The sequence below is a fragment of the uncultured Aquabacterium sp. genome (assembly GCF_913773725.1).
Classification (GTDB): domain Bacteria; phylum Pseudomonadota; class Gammaproteobacteria; order Burkholderiales; family Burkholderiaceae_C; genus Aquabacterium.
In genome coordinates, this window is record NZ_CAJYGK010000160.1 from 162015 (window position 1) to 183197 (window position 21183).

Here is a 21183-nt window from a genome sequence, read left to right on the forward strand (position 1 = left end):
CCTGGAGACCGACATGAAGCGCAATGTGATGACCGTGATGGCCGCAGGCCTGCTGACCGCTGCGGGCCTGCCCGGAGCCCATGCCGCCCGCCTGCAGCTCGTGGGACTGGGCGAGGGCTTCGACCTGGTGCTCGCCTCGGCGACCGTGGGGGGCCAGATGCATGACCTGGTGCTGGGTGACAGCCTCACCGACCTGTCGTCGGCGCAGGAGCTGGGCCGCGCCGGGGCCGGATGGACGACCCTGCCGGCTGGTGTGGGCGAAGGCGGTGCCGAGGTGGGCTGGGATGGTGGCCTCTTCGCGGGCAACCGCCCGGACGGCGTGGCCCATGTGACGACGTACACCTCGGCCAGCCTGACGGCCCAAGGCCCGGCCCCGTTGGCGGCGGACGGTGCCGGGGTCTCGGCCGAGGTGGGGGTGATTGGCCTGCAGTGGCGCGTCGTCGGCGATGCGGGCGAGGCGGCAGGGGCGCTGGTCGATGTGCATTTCGCAGGCCTGGCCCACACCTTTGCCACCTCGGACATCGCCCAGGTGACGCCGGGTTGGGGGGGCGCCAGCGGGCTGCAAGTGTCGATCGATGGCGTGGACGTGCTGGGTGCGTGGTTCGATGTCACCCAGGCTGTGAGCCTGCGCTTTCAGGCGCGGGTGGGCGACCTGCTGACCGTGTCGGCCTTCAGCCGCGCACAGATGGATTCCGCGGTAGGCGACACGCTGCTGGCGGGGCAGGGTTATGGCGCCGCAGCCGGGCTGCAGGGCACCTTCTCGGTGACCAGCGCGGTGCCCGAGCCGGCCTCTGTCGCGCTGGTGCTGGCCGGGCTGGCCGTCGTGGCCACGCTGACGCGTCGCCGCCCGCGCTGAGGGCGCTGAGCGGGCGCGTCAGCCGCCAGCCTGCTGCAGGGCCAGGCGGGCCTTGAAGGCCCGCTTGGCCACGTACATCGCCCGGTCGGCGGTGTCGAGCAGGCGGTGGGCGTCGGTGTCCACATCCGGCGCCAAGGCGACCCCGAAGCTGATGGTCACGGCGACCTCATGGCCGTCCGGCAGGCGGACTGGCTGGGCCACGGCCTGGCGCGCGCGCCAGAATCAGCTCGACCTCGTCCGGGGCGGTCAGCTGGGTGAGCACCAGCACGAACTCGTCGCCACCCAGGCGGGCCGCGGTGTCGTTGGCGCGGATCACGCCCTGAAGCCGGCGGGCCACCTCGCACAGCAGGCGGTCGCCTGCGTCGTGCCCGTGACGGTCGTTGACCGCCTTGAAACCGTCGAGGTCACCGAAGCACACCGCCACATGCTTGCCATTGCGTGCCGTGCCGGCAATCGCCTGCTTCAGGCGGTCCAGCAGCAGAGCGCGGTTGGGCAGGCCCGTCAGGGCATCCTGGAAGGCCATTTCCTCGACCTTCTGCTGGTAGGCCTTCATCGCGGTGATGTCCTGCATCATCCACACCGACTCGTTGTGCTCGGGCGTGAGCATCGTGCCGCTCATGTCCACCCACAGGCGCCGCCCGTCACGGGCCAGCATCTGCTCCTGCGTCCGGTAGATGCCGCCGGCATGCACGACCGGGTAGGCCTCGGCGGACACCCGTTCGAACGCCGTCGGATCGGCATAGAGCATGGCACTGTTCTTGCCGAGCAGCTCGGAGAGGTCGTAGCCCGAGAGCTTTTCGAAGGCGCGGTTGGCCCAGGTCACGCGCAACGAGGCGATCTTGACGATGCCCACCATCTCGTTGTCCAGCATCAGGTGCTGCTGCCGGTTGGCGGCCTGCAGCGCCAGGCGGGTGCGGTGCAGTTCGGTCACGTCGATGATGACCGTGCGGCTGCGCAGGAAACGGCCCTCGTCGTCGTACAGGGCGGTGGCCATCACGCTGACGTGGCGGGCCTGACCGTCGGCGGCGAGCAGGTCGAACTCTTCCGGCCCGAAATGGCCTTCGCGCATGAAACGGGGGTAGACCTCGGCGAAGCGGGCGCGGCCGGCGTCGGTGAAGAACTCGCGCGGGCTGCGGCGACCCAGCAGCGACTCCCGCGGGGCGCCGTAGAGCTCGGCGGCCTTGCGGTTGATGTCGACGAAGGTGCCCGAGGCGTCGAGCGAGTAGTAGCCACAGGGCGCGTTTTCGTACAGGTCTTCGAGATGCCGCTTGGATTCAGCCAGGCGCTTCTGGGCGTCCTGTCGCTCGGAGATGTCGTGCAGAAAGGCCGCGTACAGCGTGCCCCGCGTGGTCGACTGCAGCGCGGTGACCGTGACCTCGCACGGAAACACGGTGCCATCACGGCGGACGGCCGGCAGCTCGCGGCGGCGGTCCACCACACGGGCGATGCTGGGGTCGTGCATCTGCGCCATGCCGGTGCGGTGTCGGCCGCGGTAGGCCGGCGGCACCACCAGCTCGTCGAGCGGGCGGCCGAGGGCCTCCTCGCGTGTCCAGCCAAAGGTCAGCTCGGCTTGGCGGTTCCACTCCACGATGGTGCCTGCGGCGTCCATGCAGATGTAGGCGTCATAGGAGTTGGCGAGCAAGGCGCGCAACTCGGCGTGCAGCTCGTGCAGCTGGGCCTGCTCGGAAGGCCCCGGCTCCTGCACCGCGGCCGCGACCAGGGGAGCGAGGTCCGTGAGCAGCCCCAGTTCGACGTCCGTGAACGACCGCGGACGGTCTGCCAGTGCCCACAGGGCGCCAATCAGGGCACCCGTGTCGCCGCGCAAGGGGACTGCAACGCAAGCTTGCACGCTGCGCCCGACCGCTGCCAGCCAGGCGGCAGACAGCGCGGGCTCGGTGCGCAGGTCGGTGACGGCCCACGTTTCCGTGAGCGCCGGCAGCGCCACCGTCGGTGGCCGGGCGCCGGTGCCCGCCTCGGCAGAGGCCAGACACACCACGACCTGAGCGTCATCCCGCACCAGCGACACCGCTGCGAGCGGCAGCTTCAGCTGTCGGCAGACGAGACGGGCAAAGCCGTCGAGCACGGTGGAGGGTCCGGCCGGCGTACTGCATGCCGGGCTGGTGAGGAGTGGGGCCATGGTGGGCCCGGACGGCGGAAGCGCCCGCTGTCCGGTCGGGGTACTGCAAAACGTGAGGCATCCATTGTGCTGCGTTCAGGCCGCCGTGAAACGCCGATATCCCGCAGGAACCGGGCCGAGTTGTGTGGTGTGGCCGAATCTGCCAACACAACGGCCCGTGCGGTGGGGCGAGGGCTCAGTGGCCGCTCAGGCGCAGACCGAGCAGCAGCAGGCAACCCGCCCCCAGCACCGCACTCAGGGTTTGCCAGAACACCACCGGGTTGCGTTCCACCAGCGGGGGGGGGCGGTGGCCCAGGTAGGCGGCTCCGGGCACATGCAGGTCGTGCACGAACTCGGACAGCGCCTCCTGGCGCCGAGCCGGATCGGGGTGCAGGGCTCGGCGCAGCACGGCGTCCAGCCAGGCCGGCAGGTCGGGACGCCGCTCACGCAGCGGCACATAGCGCAGGCGCCGCACGTCGGCCGGGGTGCGCACGCGTGGCACCTGCAGGCCATAGGGCAGGTGGCCGGTCAGCATCTGGTAGCCCAGCACGGCCAGCGAGAACAGCTCGGAGCGGGGGGTGCCGACGCCGCCCGTGAAGTACTCCGGGGCGGTGTACTGCAGCGAACCGGCGATGGCGTCGGGGCGGGTGGCCGCCGCGCCTTCGGTCAGCCCGGCCACGTGCACCGAGCCGAAGTCGATCAGCCGCACCGTGCCTGTGCGGTCGATCAGGATGTTTTCGGGGCGCAGGTCCTGATGCAGCATCTCCTTGCGGTGAAAGGCCTGCAGGCCCTTGGCGATCTGGCCCAGCAGATCACGCACGGTGTCGAGGTCGGGCGTCGGGTGGTCGGTCATCCACTGGCTCAGTGTCTGACCTTCCACATACTCCATGGCCACGTGCAGGTGTGCACGGGGGCGGTTGTGCGTGCAGGGCTTGAGCACGTGCGCGCTGTCGATGCGCCGCGCAATCCACTCTTCGAGCAGAAAGCGGTCGAGCAGCGCTGGCTGCTCGCGCAGCTCGGCCGCCGGGGTCTTCAAGGCCACCTGGCGCCCGGTGGACTCGTCGACGGCCAGCCACACCTGGCTGCGGGCGCTGGTGTGCAGTTCGCGCACCAGGGTGTAGCCCTCGAACGTGCTCCGGGCGTGCAGCGGCGGAGGCCATTGCAGGGCGGCGCGCTGGGCGCCCAAGGGGTGCGCGTGCGCCTGGGGCAACGCCCGCACCCGCACGATCTGTACCGTGAGGTTGTCGTCGCTGCCGCGAGCCAGGGCTGTGTCGGCCAGCATGCAGGCGGCGGCGTCCAGGTCATCCGGGTGCGCGGACAGCGCCGCCTGCACGGCGGCGGCATCCAGGTGCTCCCACACGCCGTCGGTGGCCAGCAGGTAGACCTCGCCGGGCTCGGTGTCCCAGCAGCGGTAGTCGATCTCGACTGCGGGCCCGGCGCCCAGTGCCCGGCCCAGGTAGGTCTCGGTGGACGACACCCGCACCCGATGGTCTTCGCTGAGTTGTTCCAGCGCCTGGGGATGCACGCGGTAGACGCGCGTGTCCCCCACATGCAGCAGATGGGCCTCACGCCCCTTGAAGACCAGCGCACTGAAGGTGCAAACGTGGCCCCGGTCGCGGTCAAAGCGCGCATCGCTGCGCTGGTTCTGCGCGTGCAGCCACGAGTTCGTGGCCTCGAGCACGCGTTGTCCCGACCGCCGCACCGACCACGCCTCGGAGGTGTCGTAGTAGTCGTCCAGAAAGCCCCGCACGGCGGCGGCACTGGCCACCTGGCTGACCGCGCTGCTGCCGATGCCGTCGGCCAGCGCCACGGCCACACCCTTGGTGTGCAGCAGCGGCCCTTCCGGCACGCTCGCGCCATGGAAATCCTGGTTCAGTGCCTTGCGGCCAGCCCGACTGTGCTGGCCGACCAGCAGTTTCAGGTCGCTCATGTGACGAGCCAGAGACGCTTCGCGGTGTTCAGACAGCGACGCGCTTCGGCGCGGTCTTGTAATGCGTGGAGTACAGCGTGGCGCCCACGAAGGTCAGGCCGCCCACGAGGTTGCCCAGCACCGTCGGGATCTCGTTCCAGATCATGTAGTCCATGAAGGTGAAGTTGCCGCCCAGCATCAGGCCCGAGGGGAAGAGGTACATGTTGACGATGCTGTGCTCGAAGCCCATGTAGAAGAACACCAGAATGGGCATCCACATCGCGATGACCTTGCCGGATACGCTGGTGGACATCATGGCCGCGACCACACCGGTCGAGACCATCCAGTTGCACATCACGGCGCGCACGAACAGCGTCAGCATGCCGGCGGCACCATGAGCTGCGTAGCCCACTGTGCGGCCTTCGCCGATGTGGCCGATCTTCTGGCCGATGGCGTTGGGCGCTTCGGTGAAACCGTTGGTGAAGATGATGGCCATGAACACGGCCACCGTCAGGGCCCCGGCGAAGTTGCCGGCAAACACCAGCCCCCAGTTGCGCATCACGCCACCCCAGGTGGCACCCGGGCGGCGGTCCAGCACGGCGAGCGGGGCCAGCGTGAACACGCCGGTCAGCAGGTCGAAGCCCAGCAGGTAGAGCATGCAGAAACCGACCGGGAAGAGCAGGGCGCCCACCAGCGGGTTGCCGGTGTTGACCGACACCGAGACGGCAAAAGCCGCCGCCAGAGCCAGGATGGCGCCGGCCATGTAGGCGCGGATCAGCGTGTCGCGGGTGGACATCAGGAGTTTCGATTCGCCGGCGTCGACCATCTTGGTGACGAACTCGGTGGGGGCGAGGTAGGCCATGGGGCTTCCTTCCAGCAGGGGATGCAATCAGAGGCTGAGCGGCACGCGGGCAAAAGAAAACGGCGCCCCTTCCTGGCGCCGGCTGTAAGGCCGGGCAGGACGGGACGCCGTCATCCGCGTGTGTGGTGCGGCCCGTGCGGGTGCATCGGGCCAGGCATCAGGCCGTCGTTGGCCTGGTGTGCACCGAGAGCATGCAGGTTCTGTGCCGGAATTGGGCGCGCCAAGCGCCACGCGGCGGTGCGTGATGCGTCACGCGTTGCGCGGAGATGGTGCGCGCACGCCGTGTGTGATCACTTCTGGTGCGTCGAGCCGTGGCGGGCCGCGAACGCGATGTCGGGCAAGGCCAGCGTCGCCTCTGCCACATCGAGCAGGCGACGGTTGTGGTCCATGGCGGACTTCTGCAGCGCGCGGAAGGCCGCTTCTTCCGTCAGGCCCAGGCGCGACATCAGGGCGCCCTTGGCTCGCTCGATGATCTTGCGCTCGTGCAGCGCGCGGCGTGCGGTGTCGAGCTCGGCTTCCATGCTGGCCAGGCGGGCCGACTGGGTCTGCAGGAGCTCAACCAGTGAGCTCACGGCGGCGCCACCGGGTGCGGCCTTGGTGCCGTCTGCCACAGCCGACAGCACCGGCGCGGCCTCGGGTTGCGCGGCCGAGTTGAAGAAGCGCTCGACCGCATGGGTGTGCGGCGGCGGGTTGTCGCGCAGCTGGCGCAGCAGGCCTTCCGAGTCCTGCAAGGCCTGCTCGGCACGCTGGATCTGGTCGGCGCAGGCCTGGCGCAGGCCATGTACCAGGTCGTTCTGCAGCTGCCCCATCTCGGTGATGCGGGCGCTGCTGACCTCGAACCAGCTTTCGCTGAGCGCGCTGTCGAGCGCGGCACCGGGGCGCGCCGTGCACAGGGTGCGACGCAGGCGTTCGAGCTGGGCCACCACCGGGGTCAGGTGGTGTTGCTGCCAGCGGGCACGTTGCGCGTCATCGGCAAACTCTTCGAACACACGCAGGCAGCGCTCCTGGGCGTCGATGAGGTGCACGATGCGCTGCTGCTCGGTGTCGTCGCAGGTGCCCGAGGCAAACAGCTGCGCGCCCACGGCCCGCTCCTGGCCAGCCGCCTCCTTGCCCTGCACCAGATGCACATAGGCCACCAGCAGCCGTGAGATGCCCGGGTCGGCCGCGGCATCGGCGAGGTGAAACACCAGCTCCACCAGGCCGGCGATGACCCGGCTGTAGGCGGCGACCGCGTCGTGTGCCGTGGGGCCGCGCTGCTCGATGGCCGCACGCAGGGCACGCAGCGCGTCCAGGTCCAGCATCACCCAGGCCATCAGCGACAGCGTGCGCGAGGTGGCGCCGTGTTCGGGCGCCAGTTGTTCGGCGAAGAGCTCGCGCAGGGCGGTCTCGATCGGTTGGGCCTTGTCCACGGCGGTCTGCCGCTCGGTGGCAAAACGCTGTCCGCCCGACGCCAGGAAGAGGCTGGCCGCACCCCGCTCGCGCTGCAGGGCGTGCACGAGCCGCCCGATGACATCGGCGAGGTCGACGCGCCGGGCGAGCTGCCGCAAGGCCTCGATGTCGAGTTGCCGGGCACGCAGAACGAGTTGGGAGACGGACAGGGACATTGGGGGCCAGCATGGTGCGAAGAGCAGGCCCTGATTGTCGTCAATTTGGGCCGGTTGCGGGGCCGGGCCTTTGCCTCAGAGGTGGAATTGGCCCGCGGCCTCGGGCTGGAACGGGATGGCTGCCAGCACGGCCCGGCGCGGCACGCCGTCGAGTCCGGTCCACTGCACCGCTTCGCCCACGCGCTGGCCGATCAGGGCCGCACCCAGCGGGGTCAGCACCGAGAGGCCATCGGACGGGGTGTCGTGCGGGTAGCTCAGCGTGACCTTCAGCGTGCGGCCGTCTTCGTGGGCCAGCAGCACCACGCTCGATCGCATGGTGACGATCTGCTCGGGCACGGCCTCGGGCGGGACCAGGTCGGCGAAGTCCAGCACCTCGTTCAGTTGAGACCAGGTTGCGGGCGGGCAGGGGGCCCCGCGTTCGAGCAGGGCGGACAGGCGGCTGTGGTCGACTTCAGTGACCACGCGGGAAGCAGGGGTTGGCATACAGGTGCTCCGGGTATCGCGCGGAATGCCCGGAGACCAGAGTGCGCAGGATGGGGGAAAGGGCGGTCGCCGGGCTCAGTGATGTGCGGCCGTGACCCGGGGCACCGACCGGAAGGTCGGCACGCCGCGCATGCACGCACGCACACGCGTCACGGCAAGCAGGCCGTGGGCGCTGACAGGAGCGTGGTGCAAGGCGAACATGAATGGATTGTAGGGAGGAAAGGCACCGCCCCGCAAACAGGGTCAATCAGGCGCAGCGCACGTGCACCCGTCCCCCTTCGACCTGCACGGCGTGGGCCTGCACCGACAGCGCCGGGTCTTCCAGGCAGGCGCCGGTTTCGAGGTCGAAGTGGTGCTTGTACAGCGGCGAGGCCACCACCACCCGGCCACCCAGGCTGCCGATCAGTCCGCGCGACAGCACGCTGGCGCCGTTCTTCGGGTCGACGTTGTCGATCGCGAGGAAGCGGTCCGTGCCGATGCGGAAGACGGCGATGTGGCGGGCGCCGATGCGGGCGCACACCCCGGTGTCGGGCAGGATGTCATCGATGGCACACACCGGGGTCCAGGTGGTGGTGTCGGGGCGGTCTTGGATCATGTCGGTCTGCATGGTGGGCTCGTGCGGCTCAGGCGGTGGTCGTGGTGGTGCCATCGCGCTCTTCGGCGGTGGCCGGGCGGATCTGCCCGCGCTCCGGGACGAACACGATGCGTTCGTCCGGCACGTCGCTGTTGACGAAAGACCGGAAGCGCTTGCGCACGTCGGGGTTGGTCACCGCGGTCTTCCATTCGCACTGGTAGGTGTCGACCACATGCTGCATCTGGGCTTCGAGTTCGGCACCCAGGCCCAGCGTGTCCTTGATCAGCACGTCCTTCAGGTAGTCCAGCCCGCCTTCCAGGTTCTCGCGCCAGGTGCTGGTGCGCTGCAGTCGGTCGGCCGTCTTCACGTAGAACATCAGGAAGCGGTCGATCAGCCGGACCAGTTCTTCCTTGTTCAGGTCGGACGCGATCAGCTCGGCATGGCGGGGCTTCATGCCGCCGTTGCCGCACACGTACAGGTTCCAGCCCTTTTCGGTTGCGATGATGCCGATGTCCTTGCCCTGGGCCTCGGCGCATTCGCGGGTGCAGCCCGAGACGCCGAACTTGATCTTGTGCGGCGCACGCAGGCCCTTGTAGCGGTTCTCCAGCTCGACCGCCAGGCCCACCGAGTCGCCCACGCCATAGCGGCACCAGGTCGAGCCCACACAGCTCTTCACGGTGCGCAGGCTCTTGCCATAGGCGTGGCCCGATTCGAAGCCGGCGGCAATCAGCTCTTCCCAGATCAGCGGCAGCTGTTCCACGCGGGCGCCGAACAGGTCGACACGCTGCCCGCCCGTGACCTTGGTGTACAGGCCGTACTTCTTGGCCACCTGGCCCACGGCGATCAGCCCGTCTGGCGTGACCTCGCCGCCCGGCATGCGGGGCACGACGCTGTAGGTGCCGTCCTTCTGGATGTTGCCCAGGTAGTAGTCGTTGCTGTCCTGCAGGCTGGCCAGGTCCTTCTTGAGGACGAACTCGTTCCACACCGAGGCGAAGATGGACGCGGCCGTGGGCTTGCAGATGTCGCAGCCCAGGCCCTTGCCATGCTTGGCCAGCAGGTCGGCAAAGGTCTTGATCTGGCCGACGCGGACCAGGTGATAGAGCTCCTGGCGCGAATAGGGGAAGTGCTCGCACAGGTGGTTGTTGACCGCCATGCCGCGCTTGGCCATCTCGGCCTTCATCACCTGGGTGACCAGGGGCACACAGCCGCCGCAGGTGGCGCCGGCCTTGGTGCACGACTTCAGCTGCGCAATGGTGGTGGCGCCGTCGGCCACGGCCGCACAGATCTGGCCCTTGCTCACGCTGTTGCACGAGCAGATCTGGGCGCTGTCGGGCAGGGCGTCCGGGCCCAGGCCGGGCTTGGCCTTGCCGTCGCTGCTGGGCAGGATGAGGAACTCGGGCTCGGCGGGCAGGGTGATGCCGTTGAGCGCCATCTGCAGCAGCGTGCCGTATTCATCGGCATTGCCCACCAGCACGGCGCCCAGCAGCTTCTTGCCATCGGCACTCACCACGATCTTCTTGTAGACCTGCTTGACCTCGTCCACGTACTGGAACGAGCGGCAGCCCGGCGTGCGGGCGTGCGCGTCGCCGATCGAGGCCACGTCCACGCCCATCAGCTTGAGCTTGGTGCTCATGTCGGCGCCGGTGAAGGCGGCCTCGGCCTCGCCGGCGATGTGGCGGGCGGCCACGCGGGCCATGTCGTAGCCGGGGGCGACCAGGCCGAAGGTTTGGTCCTGCCAGGAGGCGCATTCGCCGATGGCGTAGACGTTGCGGTCGCTGGTGCGGCAGTGGTCGTCGATGACGACGCCGCCCCGTGCGCCGATGGCCAGCACGCACTGGCGGGCCAGTTCATCGCGCGGGCGGATGCCGGCGGAGAACACGATCATGTCGGTGTCGAGGTGGCTGCCGTCCTCGAATACCATGCGGTGGCGGTGCTCGGCGCCGTCTTCGATGCGCACGGTGCTGTGGCTGGTGTGCACGCGCACGCCAAGCTCCTCGATCTTGGCGCGCAGCACGCGGCCGCCCTGGTCGTCCACCTGCACGGCCATCAGGCGCGGGGCGAACTCGACCACGTGGGTTTCGAGGCCCATGTCGCGCAGCGCCTTGGCGCATTCCAGGCCCAGCAGGCCGCCGCCGACCACGACGCCGACCTTGGACTTCGCGCCCGAGGCCTTCATCTTGTCGAGGTCGTCGATCGTGCGGTAGACAAAGCAGTGCGGGCGGTCGCGGCCCGGGATGGGCGGCACGAAGGGGTTGGAGCCCGTGGCGATCACCAGCTTGTCGTAGGGCAGCACCTCGCCGTCGAGGGTGGTGACGGTGTGGTTGCGGCGGTCGATGCTGGCGGCGCGGCAGGCCAGGCGCAGGTCGAAGCCGGTGCGGTCGAAGAAGCCGGGCTCGACCAGGGACAGGTCCTGGGCGGTCTTGCCCGAGAAGTATTCGGAGAGGTGGACGCGGTCGTAGGCGGGGCGCACTTCCTCGCACAGCACGGTGACCTGCGCATCGCGCACGCCCGCTTCTGCGAGGCTTTCAAGGAATTTGTGGCCGACCATGCCGTGGCCAACGAGGACGATCTTCATGTGTGCTCCTGCGACGGAAACCAGATGGGGGGATAAGCAGCGGGCACCCGGGGCGCGGGGCCGGCTCTCGTCCGCCGTCGTTAGCGGAGATCACATGTGTGCGCCGGGGCGTCACTACCTTGGGCACACGCCAAGGTTTACGCAATATGTGTGCCGATCTGGTTTCGTGGGGCAAGGGGCAGGGAAGACCGCCTGCGAGGGCATCGGCACCTCCGCTTTGGTGCGGAGGTGCACCCCTCTGGTGCACTGGCGCCCGCGTTTACTTCAGCAGGCCGGTCGAGCGGCCCACCTGCTCGATCACGTCGAAGTCTTCCACCTTGGCCGGCACGAAGCGCTTGGCACCCTGCAGCGCCATCACGGCCTGGTCCGCCGGGTCGCTGGCTTCCAGTTGCATGAAGGCGTTGGCGAACTTCTGCACCGTGGCCGGCGGCAGGTCCTTGCGCGCTGCCCACACGTAGTCCACGAAGGGCGGCGTGGTCCAGATCACCTTGACCTTGTTCTTGTCGAACTTGTCGCCCGCCACCAGGCGGTTCCACACCTCCATGTTGAGCGCGCCGGCCTGCACCTTGCCCGACTCGACCATCTTCACCGTTGCATCGTGGGCGCCGCTGTAGATCGGGGCGCCGGCGAAGTCCTTGTCCGGATCGATCTGGAAGCGCGAGCTCAGGAAGTGCCGCGGGAACAGGTGCCCGGAGGTCGAGCTCTTGGCGCCGAAGGCGAAGCTCTTGCCGCGCAGCTCCTCCGGCTTGCTGATGCCCGAGGCCGTGTTGACGATGAACACGCTGTGGAACTCGCGGTCGATGTCGCGCATCACCACGGGGCGCGCGCCGGCCAGCACCTTGGCCTGCACGAAGGTGAAGCCGCCCAGCCACGCGAAATCGACCTTGCCGGCCGCCAGGGCCGAGACGGCCGCGCCGTAGTCGATCACCGGCACGTACACCACCTTGACGCCCAGGTGCTTCTGCAGGTGGTCGATCAGCGGCTGGTACTTGCGTGCCAGCTCGGTCGGGTTTTCGTCGGGGATGCCCGAGACGCGGATCACATCCTGAGCCTGGGCATGGGCGGCGCCCAGCCCCAGCGGGCTCAGCGCGCTCAGGCCGAGCAGCGTGGCGGTGGCGGCCAGCGCGGTGCGGCGCGCGCGGGACACGGTCGACGGGCGGGTGGACAGGCGTTTCATGGGTCAAGGCTCCTTGAGGGGGGATTCGGGTTGGAGAGGTGGGCCGCCGGATCGCACGCCGGCAGCGGCAGGCGGGCCACGCGGCCCTGCAGCAGGCGGGACCGCAGCCGGTCGCCCAGCGCGTCCACGGCCGTCACCAGCAGCAGCATGGTCAACAGCAGCACGCCCAGGTCGTGCAGGTGGAACAGGCTGATGGCCGTGTTGAGCGCATCGCCGATGCCGCCGGCGCCGACGAAGCCCACCATGGCCGTGGCGCGCACGTTCACTTCGAAGCGGTAGAGCGTCAGCGCCGCCAGCCGGGCCTGCACCTGGGGCAGCACGCCGAACAGAAAGGTGGCCAGCGTGCCGGCGCCCAGGCTTTGCAGCGCGGCGGGCGGGCCGGGCTCGGCCTCTTCCAGCACGTCGGCATACAGCCGCCCCATCACGCCGATGTTGTGCACGGCGATCGCCAGGATGCCGGCCAGCGGCCCGCCACCGACCCACACGACGAAGACCAGGGCCAGCGTGAGCTCGGGCATCACGCGGGTGAACTGCAGCACCACGCGGCTGACCAGGGCGCCGACCGGGCGCAGCCACCGCCCGGCGCCGCGTGGGCGGGGCGGGTCGACCAGGTAGCTGCCCACGCTCAGGCGGGCTGCGCCCAGCGGCGCCAGCACGAAGGCCACGAGCGCCGACAGCAGCGTGGCCACCCAGGCCATCCACAGCGTGTCGGTGATCTGGCCGGCTGCAAGTTTCAGGAAGGCCGTGTCGATGGCCAGGGTGTCGAGCCGGGGCAGCAGGGCGGTCTGGGCGCCGCTGAACAGGTCGCGCCACGGGATGTCGAGCCGCATCAGGGCCCACACGGTGCCCACGGCGCCGAGGCCCAGCGTCCAGCGGGTGGGCGCGCGCCGCAGCCGGTTGCTCAGCCATTCCAGCGCCACGACAAAGCCCAGCACGGCGATCAGCGTGGTGGCCAGTTTGTCGTACTGGAAGTAGCGCAGGCTGAGCGCGATCTCGCTGCCCAGTCCGCCGGCGCCCACCACACCCAGGATGGAGCCGATGCGGATGTTGCACTCGAGGCAGAACAGCGCGTAGCCCGTCCACTGTCGGCCGACCTGGGGCAGCACCGCATGCAGGAACAGCGCCCAGCGCGAGGCTCCGGCGGCACGCAGGGCCTGCACCGGGCGGGGATCGACCGCCTCGGCCAACTCGGCGAACAGCTTGCCGATGTTGCCGCCCACCGTGAGCCCGATGGCCAGCACCGCCGCACCCGGTCCCAGCCCCAGCCACTGCACGAACAGGTAGGCCCAGACGATTTCGGGCACGGCGCGGCAGACGCCCAGCAGGCCGCGTGCGGTGCTGCGGCTGGCGGCCAGCGCCGCGCGAACGGCCCTGGGCGGCGGCCGGGGCGGGTCGACCAGATCCGGCACGCGGGTGGCGAAGAACGCCAGCAGGGTGCCCAGGCCTGCAGCCAGTGCCGTGCCCAGCAGGCCGATCAGCAGGCTCTCGATCGACAGGTCGAGCACGCGCTGCAGGAACTCGGCGGACAGGTCCGGTTGCCGGAAGCCGCTCAGGATGTCGCCGGCGTTGCGCAGGCCGTCGGCGTCGAACAGGCGCAGCGGGTCGGCGCCCGTCCAGGCCAGGCAGAGCAGGCCGCTGAGCGCCAGACCCAGCCACAGCACGAAGCGCGACAGGGCCTGGCGCCGCGCCGCGTGCAGCGAGCCCGGGCCGGTCGTGTCACGCCACAAGGGCCCGGCGTCGGGCCCGGCGGTGGTCACGCGGGGCTCAGAGCCGCTCGTTGCTGCCGGCATAGAGCTGGTCCAGGCGCGCCTCGGTGGCGTCCTGCGGGGCACAGTCGAACAGGATCTCGCCGCGGCGCAGGCCGATCACGCGGGTGCAGTCCTGTCGGGCGATGTCGAACCAGTGGGTGCAGAACACCAGCGTCATCCCGCGCAGGCGGGCCTGTTCGGTGATCAGGCGCGTCACGGCCTTGGCGGTGTGCGGGTCGAGCGAGGCGGTCGGCTCGTCGGCCAGCAGGATGTCGGGCTCGGACACCAGCGCGCGGGCGATGGCCACCCGCTGCATCTGCCCGCCGCTCAGCGCGCCGGCCAGGGCCCACTGGTGGGCGCCCATGTCGAGGGATTGCAGCAGCGCGGCCACCCGCTCGGCTTGCACCGGCCACAGCGCCGCGGCCAGCGTGCGCCACCACGGCCAATGCGGCAGCAGCCCGGCCAGCACATTGCGGTGCACCGTGGCCTGCGGCACCAGCAGGTTCTGTTGCTCGACGATGCGGCAACGTGCCCGGTGGCGTTGCAGCGCACGCCAGCCCATGCGGTCCAGCGGTGTGCCGTCCACGTCGATCGTGCCGGCGGTGGCGCGCAACGCGCCGGCCATCAGGCGGATCAGCGTGGACTTGCCCGCCCCGCTGGGGCCGATCAGGGCGATGCGCTCGCCCGGCTGCACGCGCAGCGACAGGTCGCGCAACACCGGTGTGCCGCCCCAGTGGCGGCTGACGCCCTTCAGTTGCAGCTCAACCGACATGGGCGCGGGGTGTTTCAGGCTGATCGACGGCATCCCGCGCGAGCAGCGCGGCCGCCAGCGCATCGATCCCGGCCTCGTCCAGCGATGCGCCCGGCACCGTCTGCCGCTCGGCCCAGCGGTGGAAGTGCGTGGCCTGCGAGCGCGCGTACTGCGGGTCGTAGTGCAGGCGGGCCAGTTCCTCGAACAAGGGCGCAAGCTGCCGTGTCTGCGCCCAGCCTTGCCAGCGCTCGATCGTCTCGGCGCCCAGCAGCGGGCGCAGGGGCTCGAGCTTGCGCACCAGCGCGTCCGCGTCGTCGCCCAGGTAGGCGTAGTCGCGCAGCAGGAAGGCCAGCCGGGCATCGAAGGGCACGTCCAGCTCGATGCAGGGGCTGGCGCGCAGCCGCTCCAGCAGGGGCGTGGGCAGCGCGATGCGGCCGATCTTGCGGCTCTCGGCCTCGACGTACACCGGCCGGCTCAGGTCCAACTGCTCGATCTGTTCGGCCAGCCGGGTTTCGAAGGCCTTCTGAGAAGGCTGGGGCACGCCGGGCAGCGCGCCCAGCAGCGAGCCCTTGTGGCAGGCCAGGCCTTCCAGGTCGATGACCTGGGCGCCCCGCGCCGCCAGGGCGTGCAGCACCCGCGTCTTGGCACTGCCGGTGGCGCCGCACACCACACGCAGCGGCAGTTGCGGGCATTGCGCTTCCAGCACCGCCAGCACGTGATGGCGCCAGCGCTTGTAGCCCCCGGGCAGCTGCTGGGCATCCCAGCCCACCAGGCGGAACCAGTTCACCATCGAGCCGCTGCGCATGCCACCACGCCAGCAGTACACCAGCGGCTTCCAGTTCGCGGGCTTGTCGGCGAGGTGCTCGCGCAGGTGCCGGGCCAGGTTGGCGGCCACCATGGCGCCGCCCACACGCCGGGCCTCGAACGCGCCCTGCTGTTTGTAGATCGTGCCGACGATGTGGCGTTCTTCGTCGTCCAGCACCGGCAGGTTGATGGCGCCGGGGACGTGGTCGAGCGCAAACTCGGCAGGCGAGCGCGCGTCGATCAGGCAGTCGAACTGGTGGCGGTCTTCGATGCGGACCGGGGCGCGTGCACTCATGCCGCAGCCCCCGCTGGCACAATTGCCGCGTACTTCTGTTGACCGATGATGTCCATTGCGCTGACCCAGTTCTCTCACGGTGGCGGCTGCGGCTGCAAGATTGCCCCGGGCCTCCTGTCCGAGATTTTGTCACGGGCCCCTCAGGGGCTGGTGCCGCCCGAGCTGATGGTCGGCCTGGAGACCAGCGACGACGCGGCCGTCTACCGCCTCAACGACCAGCAGGCGCTGGTCGCCACCACCGATTTCTTCACCCCCATCGTCGACGACCCGCGTGACTTCGGCCGCATCGCCGCCACCAACGCGCTGTCGGACATCTACGCCATGGGCGGCACGCCCATCATGGCGCTGGCGCTGGTCGGCATGCCCATCGCCAAGCTGCCGCCCGAGGTCATCGGCCAGATCCTGGGCGGTGGCGCCGAGGTGTGCCGGGCCGCGGGCATCCCGATCGCCGGCGGCCACTCCATCGACCTGCTCGAACCCATCTATGGCCTGGTGGCGCTGGGTCTGGTCCACCCCGACCGCGTGCACCGCAATGCCGATGGCCGCGCCGGTGACGTGCTCGTGCTGGGCAAGCCGCTGGGCGTGGGCATCCTGTCGGCCGCACTCAAGAAGGGCCGGCTGGACGAGGCCGGTTACGCGCAGATGCTGCGTCACACCACGCAACTCAACCGTGTGGGGGCCTCCCTGGGCGCCATGCCGGGCGTGCGCGCCATGACCGACGTGACCGGCTTCGGTCTGGCGGGCCACCTGCTGGAGGTGTGCCGCGGTTCCGGCCTGGATGCCGAGGTGGCGCTGACCCGGCTGCCGCTGATCGAGGTGGCGGCCGGTTTTGCGCGCGAAGGCATCGTCACCGGCGCATCGGGCCGCAACTGGGCGGCCTACGGTGCCGAGGTGACGTGGCCCGAGCAGGCCGAGGCCTGGCAGCAGGCGCTGGTGTCGGATCCGCAGACCAGCGGTGGCCTGCTGGTGAGCTGCGCCCCCGAGGCGGTGGACGCCGTGCTGGCCGCCATGGCCGCCGAAGGCTGTGGTGAAGCCGCGGTGATCGGCACGCTGCGCGAGCCCGCCACACCGGGCGCGCCCCGGCTGCATTTCGCCTGAGTCGTCGCCCGGCAGGAACGCGCCTTGCCGGTCAGCGGCATGGCCCATCCTGTCCACCTCTTCGTCTACGACGGCTTTGCCGACTGGGAAGCGGCGTTTGCCATTGCCGGCATCCAGCAGCCGGCCTTTCAGCGGGTGCCGGGGCGCTACACCGTGTGCACGGTGGCCTTGAGCCAGGCGCCGGTGCGGTCCATGGGCGGTGTGGCGGTGCTGCCCGATCGCCTGCTGGACACCCTCACACCGGCCGAGAGCGCCATGCTCATCCTTCCCGGGGGGCTGGGCTGGGAAGAGGGCCAGCACAGCGCCGCGGCCGAGATGGCTCGGGCCTTCCTCGCGGGCAACGTGCCGGTGGCGGCCATCTGCGGCGCCACGGCCGGGCTGGCCCGGCTCGGCCTGCTCAACGGCCGCCGCCACACCAGCAACGCGCTGGCCTACCTCAAGGGGGTGGCGGCCTACGAAGGCAGCGACCGCTACGAAGACCAGCCGGCCTGGCGCGATGGCCCGCTGATCACGGCCGGTGGCATGGCGCCGCTCGAATTCGCGCGGGAGATCTTCCGCTGCCTCGACGTGTACGACGAGCCGGTGCTGGCCGCGTGGTACGACCTCTACCGCACGGGGCGTTCGGAGCACTTCGCGCGGATGCAGCAGGCGGCCGACGTGTCGGATGACGTGAACGCGGCGGGCGACTGAGCCCGGCTGCCCCCGCGAGGCCTTGGGGAATGGCGTTTGCCCCGATCGGCCATGACCCCCTCCGATGCGCCCTTGATGGACTGCGTGATCGTCGGCGCCGGCCCCGCCGGTTTGGCGGCCGCGCTGTACCTGGCGCGGTTCCACCGCCGCATCCGCGTGCTCGACAGCGGCGACGCCCGTGCGCTGCGCATCCCGCGGTCGCACAACGTGCCCGGTTTTCCCGACGGCATTGCGGGCCCCGAGTTGCTGGCGCGCCTGCGGGCGCAGCTGCTGCGCCATGGCGGCGCCGTGACGGCAGCCCGCGCCACCGGGCTCAGTCGGGACGAGCGCGGCTTTCTGGTGCACGTGGGCGGACTGCGCTGGCCGGCGCGCCGGGTCTTGCTGGCCACCGGGGCCCGGGACCGCGAGATCGACCTGCCTGGCCTGCGCGCCGTGCGGGCCATCGGCCTGTTGCGAGAGTGCCCGATCTGCGACGGGCACGAGCACCGGGGGCGCCGCATCGGCGTGATCGGCAGCAGCCCGCACGCCGTGCGCGAAGCGCTGTTTCTGCGGCATTTCAGTGAACACCTGCAGCTCTTGCCGGTTCGGCCCGACGACGTGCTCGGCCGCGAGGGCCATGAGGCCCTGCAGGCCCGGGGCATCGGCTGGCGACCGGGCGGGCTGGCGGGGGTCGAACACAGGGGCAGCGTCCTGAGGGTGCACCGTGTGGTGGGCGATCCGGTGGAGGTGGACGTGCTGTACGCCGCCCTGGGATGCCAGCCCGCCGCCGACCTGGGGCGGGCGGTGCAGGCCCGCTGCGAGGCCGGGGGCAACCTCGTGATCGACGGCCATTGCCAGACCACCTGTCCAGGGCTGTTTGCCGCAGGCGACGTGACGAGTGGCTTGGACCAGATCGTCGTGGCCATGGCGCAGGGCGCAGTGGCAGCCACCGCCATCCACAACAGCCTGTGACCCGCTTGGGGTGCGTGGTGCCCACGCGACCCAGGGGGGGCGCTGGACACAGGCTGTCACACGCGCGGTACGGGCTTGTTTCACACTGAGGGCAGGTTCACCATCAGAAAGACCAGGGATGCAGATACCGGCCACGGGCACGGCGGGCGCGCCGGGCAGGCGCTGTCGACGCGCAAAGCATGGGGCGTTCCACCGGGCGCCGGTCACGTGGGGGGTCATGCTGGCCTTGCAGGCTTGCGCGGTCTGGGCGCGGGAGCCCGGTGAGGCCAGCCGCTGCGCGCGCCTGCCGGACGATGCCGCGCGTCTGGCGTGCTATGACGGCTTGTTCCGACCCGGCCCGGTGTTGCCGCCCGGTGTGGTCCCTCCCGCCCCGGATGGCCCGGCTGAGGGCGCGCGCTCGGGGGCTGAACCGGAGCGTGCCGAGGCCTTGCCGGGATTGCCCCCCGAGCGTCAGCCCCTGGACCCGGCCCAGGCCCCGCCCGCGGCGACCCTGCTCGACAAGGCCTGGGAGCTGACGCCCGAAGAAAAGCGGGGCACCTTCGCGGTCAAGACCTACCTGCCGAACTTCGTGCTGCCGGCCCACGTCAGCACCGAGATCAACCGGACCCCATCCTCGCCCACGCGGGGCCCCGCGCCGTCCCGCATCACCTACAAGCCGCTGGAGGTCAAGGTGCAGGTGTCCTTGCGTGCCAAGGTGGCCGAGGGGCTGCTGCTGCGGGATGCCGACCTGTGGTTCGCCTACACCCAGCGATCCATGTGGCAGCTGTGGAACACGCGGGAATCGGCCCCGTTCCGCAACACCGACCACGAGCCCGAGATGATTTACGTCGTGCCGATGGCGCGCCACACGCCCACCTTGCCGGGCGGCTGGCGCTGGCGCATGCTGCAACTCGGGCTGCAGCACCAGTCCAACGGGCAGAGCGACGCGCTGTCGCGCAGCTGGAACCGGGTGTACGCGCACGCGGCGCTGGACAGCGGCCCTTTGGCGGTGTCGCTGCGGCTGCATCGGCGGCTGCGCGAAAGCACCCGCAACGACGACAACCCCGACATCCAGCACTACCTGGGCAACGCCGAGTTCGGCGCGGCCTGGGTGGGGGGGCCGTCGACGGTGTCGCTGACATGGCGCACCCGCTTGCCCGAACCCCGGCGGGGCGCGTGGCAGCTCGACTGGACCTACCCCGTGCACCGCGACCGCCCGGCGGGGCTGCGCTGGTACGTGCAGCTGTTCTCGGGCCACGGGGAGACGCTGCTCGACTACAACCACCGCCACGACAGCCTGGGTGTGGGGTTGTCGCTCTTTCAGTTCTGAGGCCGTTGGGGCGCGTCGTGGCGCCGAGGGCCGCTCACTGCGGGGCGCTGGCCGCGGCCGGCGCGGGCTGCCCCGAAGGGGCGACGGCGCGTGCATCGACCACGCCCGGGATGGGCCCAGTCTCGCGAGGGAAGGCGCCCAGCAGGGCGTCCACGCCTTCCTGCGGGCGGGCAATCTGCTGCAGGTCGGCCCGTTCGCGGCGACGCTCGGTGCTCTGCAGGCGCAGCCGCTGATCCCGCTGCAGCAGCAGGCCCGGGACGATCTCCCCGTCGCGGTTGAACGACCACGCCAGACGGGGCTCGCCCAGGGGCAGCGCATCCCCGGGCACGCCGAAGGCGCCGGTGTGCCAGACATGCCAGGTCTTCCCGTAGCTGTTGACCTTGTCCCGCATCAGAGCCTTTTCGGCCGCGCGGGGGATGCCGGGGGCGATCAGCTGCCCTGACAGGATCTCCCCGTTGTGCGGGTGCCAGTAGCGGCGCTCGCCTTCGGGCAGGCGCAGAAACAGCTTTTCCGAGATGATGTACTCGATGCCGGTCAGGTTGGCGGTGCGCTCGGCACTGTCGAACAGCACGCACTGGGCGAAGTCTTCGTTGACCTGGTGGCAGAAGTGATGGGCCTCGACCTGATGGCCGGGGTCGTCCTTCATCGGATGAAAGCCGTTCAGGTAGATGTTCAGCGTCCCGACGGGCGCATGGGTCTGCAGGGCGCGCGCGCCCAGCTCGAGCGCGCGTGTGCGGCGGCTCTTGTCTGCGCCGGGCGGGTGGGCGTCGGGCGCAATCTGCGCCAGGGGCAGGGAGCCGGACGAGCCCAGCACGGTGGCGATCACGGCCAGGCGGGCAGCACGCTTGCAGCTTGTCATCAGGGGGCCTCGGGCAGCAACACGGTGCCCGCCGGCGGCAAGCCGCGTGCCCGCGTGGGCGCCGCCCTGAGGGATCAGCTCGACGGCAGGGCCGCGGGGCCGTAGGTCTGCAGAAAGCGCTCCGGCATGCGTCGCACCCGGCCTTGTGCGATGTCAACGCACACGTAGTGCGTGCGCCCGCGGAAGACGGTCGCGCCGTCGGTCTCGCGCACGAACTGGAAAGCGCGGTGCAGCGAGAGCTTGTCGACGGCGGTGATCCAGGTGGCCAGCAGCAGGGGCTCGTCCAGGCGTGTGGCCTGCAGGTAGGTCAGCTCGTGCTGGCGCACGACCACCCCATGGCCCAGCGCTTCGTATTGCGCGGGGCCCAGGCCCAGGGCGACCGAGTGCGCCCAGGCGACGTCTTCCAGCCACTTGAGGTAGACGACGTTGTTGGTGTGACCCATGAGGTCGATGCAGCTCGCATCGACGCGCACGGGCAGGGTGAACGGCTCGGGGTGATCCCAGGCAGGGGCGTCAGACATG

At 70.4% G+C, this 21183-nt stretch carries 20 protein-coding genes; 5 read left to right on the forward strand and 15 right to left on the reverse strand.

The window, feature by feature from the left end; translation table 11 throughout:
* The first annotated feature begins 13 nt into the window (after positions 1-13).
* Positions 14-856 carry a PEP-CTERM sorting domain-containing protein gene (locus QZ709_RS20380; protein ID WP_294639371.1) on the forward strand — a complete coding sequence of 281 codons (843 nt, stop codon included), beginning with the start codon at positions 14-16 and terminating at the stop codon, positions 854-856.
* Between the two features lie 18 nt (positions 857-874).
* Here QZ709_RS20380 and QZ709_RS20385 read toward each other — a convergent pair whose 3' ends face one another.
* From QZ709_RS20385 to mnmH, 13 genes are all read right to left on the reverse strand, one after another.
* A complete protein-coding gene (locus QZ709_RS20385; protein WP_294639372.1) occupies positions 875-1015 on the reverse strand; it encodes a diguanylate cyclase in 141 nt (46 codons plus the stop codon).
* Positions 1016-1022: 7 nt separating this feature from the next.
* Positions 1023-2993: a PAS domain S-box protein gene (locus QZ709_RS20390; RefSeq protein WP_294639373.1), complete on the reverse strand. Its 1971-nt coding sequence runs from the start codon at positions 2991-2993 to the stop codon at positions 1023-1025.
* Between the two features lie 175 nt (positions 2994-3168).
* Positions 3169-4902: a bifunctional protein-serine/threonine kinase/phosphatase gene (locus tag QZ709_RS20395; protein WP_294639374.1), complete on the reverse strand. Its 1734-nt coding sequence runs from the start codon at positions 4900-4902 to the stop codon at positions 3169-3171.
* A gap of 28 nt (positions 4903-4930) precedes the next feature.
* A complete protein-coding gene (locus QZ709_RS20400; RefSeq protein ID WP_294639375.1) occupies positions 4931-5743 on the reverse strand; it encodes a formate/nitrite transporter family protein in 813 nt (270 codons plus the stop codon).
* 290 nt (positions 5744-6033) lie between these two features.
* Positions 6034-7347, reverse strand: coding sequence for a nitrate- and nitrite sensing domain-containing protein (locus tag QZ709_RS20405; RefSeq protein ID WP_294639376.1), 1314 nt, complete (start codon positions 7345-7347; stop codon positions 6034-6036).
* A gap of 75 nt (positions 7348-7422) precedes the next feature.
* The gene (locus tag QZ709_RS20410; RefSeq protein WP_294639377.1) at positions 7423-7830 is read right to left on the reverse strand and encodes a GreA/GreB family elongation factor; all 408 of its coding nucleotides are present in this window, start codon (positions 7828-7830) and stop codon (positions 7423-7425) included.
* Positions 7831-7905: 75 nt separating this feature from the next.
* Positions 7906-8031, reverse strand: a complete 126-nt coding sequence (locus QZ709_RS20415) for a hypothetical protein (protein ID WP_294639378.1) — start codon at positions 8029-8031, stop codon at positions 7906-7908.
* Positions 8032-8077: 46 nt separating this feature from the next.
* Positions 8078-8425, reverse strand: a complete 348-nt coding sequence (gene nirD / locus QZ709_RS20420; RefSeq protein WP_294639379.1) for a nitrite reductase small subunit NirD — start codon at positions 8423-8425, stop codon at positions 8078-8080.
* Between the two features lie 28 nt (positions 8426-8453).
* Positions 8454-10979 carry a nitrite reductase large subunit NirB gene (gene nirB, locus QZ709_RS20425; protein ID WP_294639380.1) on the reverse strand — a complete coding sequence of 842 codons (2526 nt, stop codon included), beginning with the start codon at positions 10977-10979 and terminating at the stop codon, positions 8454-8456.
* Positions 10980-11238: 259 nt separating this feature from the next.
* On the reverse strand, positions 11239-12156 hold the full coding sequence (locus QZ709_RS20430; RefSeq protein WP_294639381.1) for a putative selenate ABC transporter substrate-binding protein: 918 nt from the start codon (positions 12154-12156) through the stop codon (positions 11239-11241).
* Positions 12153-13913 carry an ABC transporter permease gene (locus QZ709_RS20435; protein WP_294639382.1) on the reverse strand — a complete coding sequence of 587 codons (1761 nt, stop codon included), beginning with the start codon at positions 13911-13913 and terminating at the stop codon, positions 12153-12155. Before QZ709_RS20435 ends, QZ709_RS20430 begins: the two co-directional genes overlap by 4 nt.
* Positions 13914-13920: 7 nt before the next feature.
* Entirely contained in the window at positions 13921-14676 is a 756-nt protein-coding gene (locus QZ709_RS20440) for an ATP-binding cassette domain-containing protein (RefSeq protein WP_294639383.1), read from the reverse strand.
* On the reverse strand, positions 14666-15754 hold the full coding sequence (gene mnmH / locus QZ709_RS20445; RefSeq protein ID WP_294639384.1) for a tRNA 2-selenouridine(34) synthase MnmH: 1089 nt from the start codon (positions 15752-15754) through the stop codon (positions 14666-14668). The genes QZ709_RS20440 and mnmH overlap by 11 nt, the downstream gene beginning before the upstream one ends.
* A 48-nt stretch (positions 15755-15802) precedes the next feature.
* Here mnmH and selD point away from each other — a divergent pair, with 48 nt between their 5' ends.
* The 4 genes from selD (at position 15803) to QZ709_RS20465 (ending at position 19802) form a co-directional block, all read left to right on the forward strand.
* Positions 15803-16852 carry a selenide, water dikinase SelD gene (selD, locus tag QZ709_RS20450; RefSeq protein WP_294639385.1) on the forward strand — a complete coding sequence of 350 codons (1050 nt, stop codon included), beginning with the start codon at positions 15803-15805 and terminating at the stop codon, positions 16850-16852.
* A gap of 39 nt (positions 16853-16891) precedes the next feature.
* Complete coding sequence (locus QZ709_RS20455; RefSeq protein WP_294639386.1) at positions 16892-17542, forward strand: type 1 glutamine amidotransferase family protein; 651 nt, start codon at positions 16892-16894, stop codon at positions 17540-17542.
* Positions 17543-17593: 51 nt separating this feature from the next.
* The gene (locus tag QZ709_RS20460) at positions 17594-18493 is read left to right on the forward strand and encodes an NAD(P)/FAD-dependent oxidoreductase (RefSeq protein ID WP_294639387.1); all 900 of its coding nucleotides are present in this window, start codon (positions 17594-17596) and stop codon (positions 18491-18493) included.
* 217 nt (positions 18494-18710) lie between these two features.
* Positions 18711-19802, forward strand: a complete 1092-nt coding sequence (locus tag QZ709_RS20465; RefSeq protein WP_294639388.1) for a phospholipase A — start codon at positions 18711-18713, stop codon at positions 19800-19802.
* Between the two features lie 34 nt (positions 19803-19836).
* On the opposite strand, the gene QZ709_RS20470 is transcribed toward QZ709_RS20465, so the two are convergent.
* Positions 19837-20661 carry an OBAP family protein gene (locus QZ709_RS20470; protein ID WP_294639389.1) on the reverse strand — a complete coding sequence of 275 codons (825 nt, stop codon included), beginning with the start codon at positions 20659-20661 and terminating at the stop codon, positions 19837-19839.
* Positions 20662-20735: 74 nt separating this feature from the next.
* Complete coding sequence (locus QZ709_RS20475; RefSeq protein ID WP_294639390.1) at positions 20736-21182, reverse strand: thioesterase family protein; 447 nt, start codon at positions 21180-21182, stop codon at positions 20736-20738.
* Between the last annotated feature and the right edge of the window lies 1 nt (position 21183).

What these genes read in the sequence shown, in the direction of transcription:
- QZ709_RS20380 (WP_294639371.1), top strand. Translation starts at nt 14, where the DNA reads ATGAAGCGCAATGTGATGACCGTGATGGCCGCAGGCCTGCTGACCGCT.
- QZ709_RS20390 (WP_294639373.1), bottom strand. Translation starts at nt 2,993, where the DNA reads ATGGCCCCACTCCTCACCAGCCCGGCATGCAGTACGCCGGCCGGACCC.
- QZ709_RS20395 (WP_294639374.1), bottom strand. Translation starts at nt 4,902, where the DNA reads ATGAGCGACCTGAAACTGCTGGTCGGCCAGCACAGTCGGGCTGGCCGC.
- QZ709_RS20400 (WP_294639375.1), bottom strand. Translation starts at nt 5,743, where the DNA reads ATGGCCTACCTCGCCCCCACCGAGTTCGTCACCAAGATGGTCGACGCC.
- QZ709_RS20405 (WP_294639376.1), bottom strand. Translation starts at nt 7,347, where the DNA reads ATGTCCCTGTCCGTCTCCCAACTCGTTCTGCGTGCCCGGCAACTCGAC.
- QZ709_RS20410 (WP_294639377.1), bottom strand. Translation starts at nt 7,830, where the DNA reads ATGCCAACCCCTGCTTCCCGCGTGGTCACTGAAGTCGACCACAGCCGC.
- QZ709_RS20415 (WP_294639378.1), bottom strand. Translation starts at nt 8,031, where the DNA reads ATGTTCGCCTTGCACCACGCTCCTGTCAGCGCCCACGGCCTGCTTGCC.
- nirD (WP_294639379.1), bottom strand. Translation starts at nt 8,425, where the DNA reads ATGATCCAAGACCGCCCCGACACCACCACCTGGACCCCGGTGTGTGCC.
- nirB (WP_294639380.1), bottom strand. Translation starts at nt 10,979, where the DNA reads ATGAAGATCGTCCTCGTTGGCCACGGCATGGTCGGCCACAAATTCCTT.
- QZ709_RS20430 (WP_294639381.1), bottom strand. Translation starts at nt 12,156, where the DNA reads ATGAAACGCCTGTCCACCCGCCCGTCGACCGTGTCCCGCGCGCGCCGC.
- QZ709_RS20440 (WP_294639383.1), bottom strand. Translation starts at nt 14,676, where the DNA reads ATGTCGGTTGAGCTGCAACTGAAGGGCGTCAGCCGCCACTGGGGCGGC.
- mnmH (WP_294639384.1), bottom strand. Translation starts at nt 15,754, where the DNA reads ATGAGTGCACGCGCCCCGGTCCGCATCGAAGACCGCCACCAGTTCGAC.
- selD (WP_294639385.1), top strand. Translation starts at nt 15,803, where the DNA reads ATGTCCATTGCGCTGACCCAGTTCTCTCACGGTGGCGGCTGCGGCTGC.
- QZ709_RS20455 (WP_294639386.1), top strand. Translation starts at nt 16,892, where the DNA reads ATGGCCCATCCTGTCCACCTCTTCGTCTACGACGGCTTTGCCGACTGG.
- QZ709_RS20460 (WP_294639387.1), top strand. Translation starts at nt 17,594, where the DNA reads ATGACCCCCTCCGATGCGCCCTTGATGGACTGCGTGATCGTCGGCGCC.
- QZ709_RS20465 (WP_294639388.1), top strand. Translation starts at nt 18,711, where the DNA reads ATGCTGGCCTTGCAGGCTTGCGCGGTCTGGGCGCGGGAGCCCGGTGAG.
- QZ709_RS20470 (WP_294639389.1), bottom strand. Translation starts at nt 20,661, where the DNA reads ATGACAAGCTGCAAGCGTGCTGCCCGCCTGGCCGTGATCGCCACCGTG.
- QZ709_RS20475 (WP_294639390.1), bottom strand. Translation starts at nt 21,182, where the DNA reads ATGTCTGACGCCCCTGCCTGGGATCACCCCGAGCCGTTCACCCTGCCC.